Origin of the sequence: Endozoicomonas sp., assembly GCF_031844845.1 — a bacterium.
GTDB lineage: Bacteria > Pseudomonadota > Gammaproteobacteria > Pseudomonadales > Endozoicomonadaceae > Endozoicomonas.
Genome location: NZ_JAVRMB020000106.1, coordinates 1 through 8,574, shown reverse-complemented (window position 1 = coordinate 8,574; position 8,574 = coordinate 1). Strand labels below are relative to the sequence as shown.

9 protein-coding genes are annotated in these 8,574 nt (G+C 50.0%); 5 read left to right on the top strand and 4 right to left on the bottom strand.

Annotation, left to right across the window (positions count from 1 at the left end):
- Positions 1-585 (bottom strand): hypothetical protein (locus tag RM811_RS05040; protein ID WP_402521418.1); only part of this gene is annotated, 585 nt, incomplete at its 3' end.
- A gap of 492 nt (positions 586-1,077) precedes the next feature.
- Here RM811_RS05040 and RM811_RS05035 point away from each other — a divergent pair.
- From RM811_RS05035 to apbC, 3 genes are all read left to right on the top strand, one after another.
- Positions 1,078-1,518 carry a DnaT-like ssDNA-binding domain-containing protein gene (locus tag RM811_RS05035; RefSeq protein WP_402521416.1) on the top strand — a complete coding sequence of 147 codons (441 nt, stop codon included), beginning with the start codon at positions 1,078-1,080 and terminating at the stop codon, positions 1,516-1,518.
- Complete coding sequence (locus tag RM811_RS05030) at positions 1,499-2,194, top strand: replication protein P (protein ID WP_402521414.1); 696 nt, start codon at positions 1,499-1,501, stop codon at positions 2,192-2,194. Before RM811_RS05035 ends, RM811_RS05030 begins: the two co-directional genes overlap by 20 nt.
- 268 nt (positions 2,195-2,462) lie before the next feature.
- A complete protein-coding gene (gene apbC, locus RM811_RS05025) occupies positions 2,463-3,554 on the top strand; it encodes an iron-sulfur cluster carrier protein ApbC (RefSeq protein WP_402521412.1) in 1,092 nt (363 codons plus the stop codon).
- Here the strand turns inward: apbC and RM811_RS05020 are convergent.
- Positions 3,551-4,147: an NAD(P)H-dependent oxidoreductase gene (locus tag RM811_RS05020; protein WP_402521409.1), complete on the bottom strand. Its 597-nt coding sequence runs from the start codon at positions 4,145-4,147 to the stop codon at positions 3,551-3,553. The two genes, apbC and RM811_RS05020, sit on opposite strands and share 4 nt — an antisense overlap.
- 126 nt (positions 4,148-4,273) lie before the next feature.
- On the opposite strand from RM811_RS05020, the gene RM811_RS05015 reads away from it, so the two are divergent.
- Positions 4,274-4,984 carry a class I SAM-dependent methyltransferase gene (locus RM811_RS05015; protein ID WP_402521406.1) on the top strand — a complete coding sequence of 237 codons (711 nt, stop codon included), beginning with the start codon at positions 4,274-4,276 and terminating at the stop codon, positions 4,982-4,984.
- A gap of 273 nt (positions 4,985-5,257) precedes the next feature.
- On the top strand, positions 5,258-5,755 hold the full coding sequence (locus tag RM811_RS05010) for a CBS domain-containing protein (RefSeq protein WP_402521403.1): 498 nt from the start codon (positions 5,258-5,260) through the stop codon (positions 5,753-5,755).
- Positions 5,756-6,227: 472 nt separating this feature from the next.
- Here the strand turns inward: RM811_RS05010 and RM811_RS05005 are convergent, their stop codons facing one another.
- Complete coding sequence (locus RM811_RS05005) at positions 6,228-6,800, bottom strand: OmpA family protein (RefSeq protein ID WP_402521401.1); 573 nt, start codon at positions 6,798-6,800, stop codon at positions 6,228-6,230.
- A 313-nt stretch (positions 6,801-7,113) separates the two neighbouring features.
- On the bottom strand, positions 7,114-8,574 hold a 1,461-nt coding region (locus RM811_RS05000), incomplete at its 5' end, for an MATE family efflux transporter (protein ID WP_402521398.1).

The following is an 8,574-nucleotide window of genomic DNA, read 5'->3' as shown; positions in this document are numbered from 1 at the left end:
GTCATCGGATGCGTGGAATTGGAGGTCATCGGATGCGTTGGGTTGGCAGCCATCCTCGCCTACACCGGATGCGTTGGATGCGTTGGATTGGCGGTCATCGGATGCGTTGGATCGGCGGTCATCGGATGCGTTGGATTGGCGATCGTCCGGGATGTCTAGCCCATTTACCATTCTTCCCTCCGGAGGGGCAGGGAAAACGGAGAGCGGTGCTTCTCTTTTCATTCCCCCACGGTGAGGCTCTGAGGGAAGCGGTAAATTTTCAAGACGATTTTGATGCCACGCTAAATTCTCTATCTGCTCTCCTAGTGTAACCCAGTGAGCAGCCAGGGCTTGATCACCAGTATCCTTTAAGAAAAGTTTTTCAGGATGGTGCTGTTGTGGTTTTCGCTCATCTATTTTTGGCTGATTCTCCCCTGGAACCCGATCATATTTTATAGCACCCATGTGCCGGTCAGGATCACGATTTGCTCTTGTCGTGAATCGGTTGTATTGAACCCCATCCTGAGAGGCTTGGCGTTGGGAAGTATCACGTTGAGTAGCACTGGCGAGAGGATGTTGTTGAGCCTGAAGGCCGCTTCGTTCCATTTTAACTCTCCTGAGAGTCCTGAAAGAAATGAGTTTTTCCTTCAGATCACTAAAAGCAGCAAAAAGTTTCCTGACTTTACAAATTATCTATGTCAGATGTGATTTTTCCATCCGGATTGCAGGTAGTGTTACTAAGGTGTGGGATGTTCGAATTTTAGATTGATCTAATAAAGTATGGATGAACTGACTTTTTGCTATTTAAAACCGTGAAAATGAAATTCAAGAAAGGTTCACCCAAGAATAAATTGTCACTATGAAACCGGCTGATCACTGGTAGAATGTTTGCCACACGGTGCAGAGTATCAGATCCTGCTACTGTCTTTTGTGTCCTTTACTCATTGTCAGAAACCTGTTTCGGCAGCACACTTCCCAACCACAGTTGACGACAATGTAGTACTGGTACCCGAAGAAGGGCGTTTTCATTTTTATAAAACCGAACGACGTTGTTGGTCACGCTAGACCAGAACCGGGAAGGCAGGTATTGTTGATTACATGACTGACGAGAACAAACACTATATTCGCCAGCGCAATGCGGGCGCATTACCCTGGGAACTTGAGCCAGACACCCGGAAACAGGAAGATCATCCTGTCTTTGGCCAGATGGAGGCTCAGCCTGCAGTACGTGACGGTGCCCGGGTTCAATCTCTGCCAGAAGATTTTGCACCGTCCAGGGAGATTCTGGAGTTTCTTCAGGCTCACCAGGGTATACCGCTGGACTTTATCGCTACACAGTTGATCGATTTCAAGTTGTACTGGCACGAAACCGGTGAAGCGCGTAAAGCCTGGCAGAACAAGTTTAAATCCCACGTAATCTACCAGTGGAAGCGGAACCAAAGTGAAACAGGGCAAAGATCTCATCGATCAACAGCTGAAAAACTTACAGACCGGAGCTGGGCAGAAGGACTCCAGTTCGATGACGACGATCAGGCATGAGTCTGGTTCGACCGGTGCCGCAGCAGAACATAAACAGCCTCAGCGTGGGGCTGATTATTTTGATGCCATGAATGCGGTGTTTACGCTGTTGGAAGACGCTTACCCATTAAAATTTAAACGGGCATTTTCCACCGATGAAGATGTCGTCAGGGCGAAGCGGGTTTGGCTCAGTTCGCTGCGAGAATATACACCCCGTCGTATTCTTTATGCGGCAAAAAAAGCACTGGATACATCAAAGTTCTTCCCCGACCTCAGCGACCTCCGGGCATTGTGCAAACTGCGCTACGATGAAGTGGGGTTGAAGGAGCCATTACAGGCTTATTACGAAGCCTGTTACGCACCACAGCAGACCCGGGCGTTTCCGTGGTCGCACATTGCCGTCTATCTTGCTGCCCGTGCAACAGGCTGGATGATGCTGCGCAGTGAAGAGCAGCGCGTCGCTTTCCCGGTGTTTGAACGAAATTACGAAATCCTCTGCAATCGGGTATTGGAAGGCGAGGATCTGGAAACCAGTATTCTGAAAGGTCTGGAAGATAGTCGTCATAAAGAGGTCACCCGACAGGCCGAAGAAGCGGCTCAGTTACAACAGCGGCAGACTATGGTCAGGCAGGGTATCGACCCTGATAATGGCTCCTCCGCCCGGGATCGGTTAATGAAGGCGTTTGAGCAGGGGTGAGTATAACGCTTCCTCGTTGCCACGGGGGGGCGAGGTAAAACATCAATAAAAACCAGGAAAACCATCACTCTCCAAAAATCGGGTAATACCCATTACATTTTCTGATCCTGACCACGGCAATTGGCTCACAGGGTCTGATGGGTGGTTTGTCTCATAGTTTGAAAATGGCAATGGTATAATCTCCGAACCCTCCGCGGTGAACCCTTGAATTTCCTCTTCGTAACCCATATTGAACTCTCATTATTTTCCCGTTGACTGGAGTGAGTCCATGAATCCAAACCGAGCTGATATTGAAGTGGCTATCCGCAGTTATCAGGATCCGTACCTGAAAAACAACCTGCTGGATGCGGGCTGTCTGGAATCGCTGACTATCAGCGGCGGCAACGTCAAGGCTTCGCTGGTGCTGGGTTATCCTGCCAAAGGGTTGTGTGATGGTGTGGCCCAGATGCTGACCAGCAAAATTGAAGATGTAGACGGTGTGCAGTCTGTGGAAGTGGTGGTGAACTGGACCGTGGACGCCGCACCGGTACAGGGTGACCTGGAATCCATGGCGGGTGTGAAAAACATTATTGCCGTCGCTTCCGGTAAAGGTGGTGTGGGTAAATCCACCACAGCGGCAAACCTGGCGCTGGGTTTGGCTGCTGAAGGTGCCCGGGTTGGTATTCTGGATGCGGATATCTATGGCCCCAGTATGGGGCAGATGTTTGGCATTCCCGATGGTACCCGTCCGGATGTGAAAAACGACAAGTTCTTTATGCCCATAGAAGCCCATGGTATCCAGGTGATGTCCATGGCATTTCTGGTAACAGAAGATACGCCAGTGGTATGGCGTGGCCCAATGGTCAGCGGTGCCCTGATTCAACTGCTGACCCAGACTATGTGGAATGACCTTGATTACCTGGTGATCGACCTGCCACCGGGTACCGGCGATATTCAGTTAACTCTGGCCCAGAAGATTCCGGTTTCCGGCAGTATTGTGGTGACTACCCCTCAGGATCTGGCGTTGATTGATGCCAAAAAAGGGGTTGAGATGTTCCGCAAGGTGGGTGTGCCCGTTCTGGGTGTAGTGGAGAATATGGCGGTACATATTTGCTCCAGCTGTGGTCATACTGAGCATCTGTTTGGCGAAGGCGGCGGTAGCCGGATTGCGGAGCAGTACGATATTGATCTGTTGGGTTCTCTGCCGCTGTCCATGATGATTCGTGAACAGGCCGATAATGGTGCGCCTACGGTGGTGTCTGAGCCAGAATCCCAGATTGCCATGATCTACCGGGATATGGCCCGGCATGTGGCCGCCAAGCTCTGGTTGCGTCATCAGCAGGCTCCGGCGGTGCCAACACTGTCCATTGCTGATGATTAAAAACACTGGATTTTTTTGTGGACTTTTTCCAGAAACTGGCTCAACTGTGGTTTGGTGATTTTATCCATGCGGTAGAGAGCCAGCCAGTCAATATCCCTGCATTTGGTAACGGCTTTTAAACTCAGCTTCATCATTTTGCGGGGAGGGTTGCCAATCAGGGCCATCCGCCAGCGGGATGCGCCCTGGGTGGTGATGATCAGAATCTTCTTCAGGTTGGTTAGCCTGGGTTTTACCCCATCTGGACCAAAGTCTGCAACGATGGAAGGTAGCCAGACCCGGTCCAGCCAGCCTTTCAGGATAGCCGGAGGCCCCATCCACCAAGTGGGATAGACCATAATCAATGCTTCAGCCCATTGCAGCTGCTGCATGTATTTTTCCACGCTTTTTCTTGATTTCCTTGAGAGCGCTGTGTTGTCTCTGTCCATATAGGTTCTGCGCTCATCTGTACTCATTCTGGGCTCAAAGTCTTCTTCATAGAGATCCAGTGCCTGCAGCTCATAACCTTTTGCTTCTAATTCCTCACATACCAACTTGAAGATGCTGGTGTTGTAACTCTCGGGAACGGGATGGGCAAAGACAACCAGTGTTTTCATTCCGTATTTTTCTCATTATCGATGTTGGGCAAGGGTTTGATGATCGTGTTTATTTAGCACAGAAACCATGAATCCTGGTGGGTCGTCTATGCTCTCTTATTTTCTCACTCTAAAAAGACTAACGCGATGGATGATTTGTTCCAGTCACATTGGCGGATTTACCGTACCACGATTCATGAAGATTATATGGAGCATCGCAGTATTGCCCGATCGTTAAATGAGGCACTGAAATCAACATCCGGAGCACTCCGGGTACTGGATCTTGGTTGTGGTGATGCAGAAGTGATATTCCGGTTATTACCGAGTGTTCCGATCAGTCGGTATGTTGGGGTAGACAGCGCAGCCGGGGTTGTGAAAATCCTTTCTGATCGTTTTCAGAAAACCAGAGACAAACCGCCGGATGTTCAGCTTTATCATCAGGATATGTTGTCGTTCCTTCATCGGTGCGATGAGCAATTTGATATTATTCTTGCGGGTTATTGTGTGCACCATTTGCAGTCCGCTGAAAAAAGGGAAATGTTACAGCTGGCGCACTGTCGTCTTTGTGATCAGGGGACACTGTTCATCTATGATATATTCCGGGAGCCTGGTCAGACCAGGGAGCAATATCTGGATGATTATGTAGCCAATATGCGGTCGAACTGGCAAGTGCTATCCGGGCAGGATCTGGATTTAATAGAGGCTCATATTAAGGCGTGTGACTTTCCTGAAGAGCTTGATTCTTACCGGTTATGGTCTGAAGCATTGGGTTATGAACCGGCTATCCAGCAATGGGAGGGAGAATTGCATTACAATAAACTGCTTCGATTTAATCCGAAAGTCGGGGCTGTGGCGTGAAAAATTGGTGTTTATTTTATGCAGGCAATATCTGCTGGTGCTGATCATTCGTAACTATGGGTTAACACTGTATAGGCTCTTGATTTCCAAGATATTCAGGAAAATGAATTTTAGTTCATTACTGCTACAGCCCTTGGTACCGGGAATATTTTACGGTATCAGTAAAGTTACGATCATTCTTTGTTCCTTCAGATTATTGACTCAGGTCAAGATAGTGGTTTGCCGCAATAGGTCATACTGGCCCTGACAGCGTTATTTCCGGGAGGCAGGGATATGAGCAATGACAACCCTTTACTCACCATGACTGCAGAGCAGATCATGTGCCAAAAGGTGATTACCGTGCCTTCTGACTGGTCTGTGGATCGGCTGGCCCGATTTTTGACGGATAAGGCTATCTCCGGGGCTCCGGTTGTTAACACTGCCGGGCAGCTGATTGGTGTTGTTTCATTTTCTGATATTGTCCGTCAGGCGGGCAGCGGCCTGGTGGATATGGCCAGGCGGGATAATGATTTTTACAGCTCTCTCTACAGCACGATGGATGAGACTCTTTCGCCAGAAGATCAGCGTTCTTTCCATGATATTATCGATCAGTCAGTACTGGTGAATGACATCATGACGCCCATGGTTTTTGAGGTATCACTGGAGACACCGTTGATTCAGGTGGCTGAAGCCATGGTGAAAGGGCGCATTCATCGGGTGATGGTGACTAAAGATGGCTCTCTGAAGGGGGTTATCAGCGCCCTTGATCTGCTTAAAGTGATGACTCTTTAAAGTTTCGCCCTCGTTCCCACGCTGGAGAGAGTGTCGCAAAAGGGAGAATTAAGACCTAACCGTCATCCCCGCCTGCGAGTGTGTCGCAAAACCCTCCGAACTCGTTCCCTCGGCCCCCCGTGGGAACGCATGCCGAACCTGCCACAAATATCAGCATGAAACTCCCACAAACCCGGGCAATAAGAGGATTTTCCTCATACGGCCAGCTCGTATGCATTCCCACGCCGGCCCCCCTGGACCTAAAAGCGTGGGAACGAGGTTTTCGGAGGCTTTTGCGACAACCTCCTGCGCGGGGATGACGACAATGTATCGGTATGGGTTCTAACGCTTTCCTGCACTGGATCGTTGTCAGGTTACCTTTTGCGGCAGCCTCAGGAGCGTGGGGACGTGTAGATCATCATCAACAAATAAAAAAGGTACCGCAGAATCGGTACCTTTTTCGTAGAGTGCTAACCATTTGAAGCAGAGATGGTTAACGGAAGATTCTCATCTCAACACGACGGTTCATCATGCGGCTTTCTTCTTCATCGTTGCTGGCAACAGGATTGCTTTTACCCTTCCCCGAGGTAGCGATTCGGCTCTCTTCAATACCTTTTTGCATCAGATAATCTTTAACCGCCAGTACCCGGTGTTCAGAGAGATGCTGGTTTACCTGATCTGGACCAATGTTACAGGTATAGCCAGTGAGTTCGATCCGTTTGGACTTACCCATACGCTCTGCAACGGCATCCAGCATCATGCGGTCATTCACATCGAGACCGTGGGAGCCAAAGTCAAAGTGAACCGTTTTTGGTGTCTGATCAGCAATGGCACAGTCCAGGCCGGAAACCATAGCGCCCGCGACCATGGCCGCACCACCGGAAGCCAGACTGCTCAGGGCCGTGGGTATGCCAAGGGCAAGCCCGCCTTTAACAGCGCATTCGGGCCAGTTAGTGGTTGATTTGTAATCACCAGCAACCATCTCACTGCTGGTTTTCATGATGCCGCAGCCAGTCATCAGAAGGGCTGCAGTCAGAAGGGCGGTTATTTTGAGTTGCCTTATCATGGTACATCTCCATCCATGGTGTTTATTGATTAGCGATTCCCTTTTATGGGAATTTCTACTGAGTATAGTTACGGTGTTTTCCATTGCGGGAGTCGGTATGGAAAGATCTGTAGCAGATAAGTGCGAGACTGATTTTTGACAGGGTGTGAATTTTTCAGGGATGAACGGTAGCTTTTGGGGAGCTACCTGTAATCGTCCGCTGCCCGCTGCCCGCTGCCCGCTGCCCGCTGCCCGCTGCCCGAAAAAGCTGGATCCGCTTGTGCTTGTGCTTTTGCTTTTTCGGGCTACGGGCTACGGATAGCGGGTAGCGGTCTTAACCTGCGGTTACCGGCCGTTCTTTCAGGTCCTTCATCAACAGCCATATAACGACTGCCGCCAGGAAAATATTGGAAATCGGCATGGCCAGCCACACGCCAGTAGCACCAAATAACGGTGGCAGGGCTATTAGCAGTGGAATTTGGACGGCCATGTTGCCAACGGTAATAAAAGTCGCCGTTCTGGATTTGGCCAGAGATTGAAAATACGCGGCAGCCACCACAATAAACCCATCCAGAAACATGGTCATCAGGTGCAGTCTGAGCCCGAATACGGTTTCGCTTACTAACTGGGGATTGTCCCGGTTAAATACGCCGGCAATGGCTTCAGGAAACAGGTTAATAAAGAGGACGGTACCAATACCCAGCCCCAGGGCCGCGGTTACTCCCATGCGAATGGCTGCATGGATATTGCCGTTATTGTTAGCGCCTTTATTGAAGCTGACAATGGGCTGAATACCGTTAGCAATCCCTTCGGCCGTCATGTAGTAGACCGCCTGAATGTAACCGACGATAGTAAAGGCTGCCAGAGTGGTGACTGAGCCATAAATCAGAAACAGCTTGTTATGAATGGCCAGTACAAAGCTCATGTAGGCAAACATGGTGAGACTCGGGAGGCCTATGGCCAGAATATTCCAGCTGTCTTGCAACCGTAAACCCAGGTCCTTCAGTCCCAGCCGAAGTCGTGCTTTGGGACTGAAGAAATACAGCAGACTCCAGATCGCGGTCACTGACTGGGCAATGATGGTGGCTATGGCTGCTCCGGCAATCCCCTGTTGCCAGACAATGATGAACAGGTAATCCAATACAATATTCAGCACGGCACCGGTGGAAATAATCAGTGTGGCCAATAGGGGGCGTTCATCATTTCGCACCATCATGGGCAGGCCGGCTCCTGCCGTTGCCATGGTGGCTGCCAGACTGATGTAGAAGAGGTAATCACTGCTCATCTCATAGACAGAGCCCGTAGCGCCCATTAGCTGGAGTATCGGGTTACCCACATAAAATAAAATGGCAGTCTGTAAGAGGCCGGCCAGCAGCATTAATACAATGCCATTACCCAGTATGGCTTTTGTCCCGGGTAGATCACCCTGGCCCCGGGCAATGGAGCTACGGGCAGAGGAGCCCATGCCAATCATCATGCCAATGCCGATAATGATGCCGAAAAGAGGCCAGCTCAGGTTCATGGCTGCCAGGCCATCGGCGCCCACAACCTGGCCAATAAAGATGCCGTCGATGGTGGCATAAAGGCCATTGACCAGCATCCCCACAACGGCAGGTATGGTGTATCGCCAGAAAAGTCGGTTTACCGGCTGGTTTGCCAGGGATTCTTTATTGGCTGAAGGCTCTTTATTGGCTGAAGGCTCTTTATTGGCTGAAGGCTCTTTATTGGCTGAAGGCTCTTTATTGGCTGAAGGCTCTTTATTGGCTGAAGGCTCTTTATTGGCTGAAGGCTCTTT

Coding starts and splice junctions, on each gene's coding strand:
- RM811_RS05020 (WP_402521409.1), bottom strand. CDS start 4,147: ATGAAAACACTGGTTGTCTTTGCCCATCCCGTTCCCGAGAGTTACAAC.
- RM811_RS05030 (WP_402521414.1), top strand. CDS start 1,499: ATGACGACGATCAGGCATGAGTCTGGTTCGACCGGTGCCGCAGCAGAA.
- RM811_RS05015 (WP_402521406.1), top strand. CDS start 4,274: ATGGATGATTTGTTCCAGTCACATTGGCGGATTTACCGTACCACGATT.
- RM811_RS05035 (WP_402521416.1), top strand. CDS start 1,078: ATGACTGACGAGAACAAACACTATATTCGCCAGCGCAATGCGGGCGCA.
- RM811_RS05005 (WP_402521401.1), bottom strand. CDS start 6,800: ATGATAAGGCAACTCAAAATAACCGCCCTTCTGACTGCAGCCCTTCTG.
- apbC (WP_402521412.1), top strand. CDS start 2,463: ATGAATCCAAACCGAGCTGATATTGAAGTGGCTATCCGCAGTTATCAG.
- RM811_RS05010 (WP_402521403.1), top strand. CDS start 5,258: ATGAGCAATGACAACCCTTTACTCACCATGACTGCAGAGCAGATCATG.